This window comes from Paenibacillus sp. 79R4 (assembly GCF_013393165.1).
Classification (GTDB): domain Bacteria; phylum Bacillota; class Bacilli; order Paenibacillales; family Paenibacillaceae; genus Fontibacillus.
In genome coordinates this window covers 1-871 of the sequence record NZ_QJOT01000039.1, presented here as the reverse complement: position 1 = coordinate 871, position 871 = coordinate 1, and the positions used below count along the sequence as shown (strand labels likewise).

At 48.0% G+C, this 871-nt stretch carries 2 rRNA genes; both read right to left on the bottom strand.

Annotation, left to right across the window (positions count from 1 at the left end):
• A 23S ribosomal RNA gene (locus DMN77_RS23515) occupies window positions 1-488 on the bottom strand; the annotation flags it as partial.
• 305 nt (window positions 489-793) lie between these two features.
• A 16S ribosomal RNA gene (locus DMN77_RS23510) occupies window positions 794-871 on the bottom strand; the annotation flags it as partial.

Genomic DNA, 871 nt, shown 5'->3' with positions numbered 1-871 from the left:
CTAGGGAGTATTTAGCCTTGGCAGATGGTCCTGCCGGATTCATACGGGGTTTCACGTGCCCCGCACTACTCAGGATCCGTCTCGGAGGGATTAGACTTTCGGTTACAGGGCTTTTACCTCTTCTAGCGGGCCTTTCCAGACCTCTTCGCCTACCCTAATCCTTGGTAACTCCATGTGAGACGTCCTACAACCCCAGAGAGCAAGCTCCCTGGTTTGGGCTACTCCGCGTTCGCTCGCCGCTACTGACGGAATCACTTTTGTTTTCTCTTCCTCAGGGTACTTAGATGTTTCAGTTCCCCTGGTTTGCCTCTTCACACCCTATGTATTCAGGTATGAGTGACTGGAGATTAATCCAGCCGGGTTTCCCCATTCGGACATCCCCGGATCGACGCTTGCTTACAGCTCCCCGAGGCAGTATCGTTGTTCGCCACGTCCTTCTTCGGCTCCTAGTGCCTAGGCATCCTCCGTGTGCTCTTAGTAGCTTAACCATGACTTTTCCCAATGGGAAAATATCAAACCACTAATCTATAAACTTGTTTTTGACACAAGTTCAGCTTAAAGGAATGTTTCTAAAACGCAAAATTTCGTTTCGTATATCCAGTTTTCAAGGATCAAAGACGAAATTTTAAACGGTCACGCAAGTAACGTTTGAAATTTCTGTCAAGTTGAGAGTTGAACTCTCAAAACTGACCAACGAGTGAGCGAACAGCTTTACATCGTAAAGCTTGCTTCGGAAGCATTGCTTCCTGAAGACTTTTTGAATGTTCTCGTTGCAGAGAACGATTCTCCATAGAAAGGAGGTGATCCAGCCGCACCTTCCGATACGGCTACCTTGTTACGACTTCACCCCAATCATCTACCCCACCTTCGG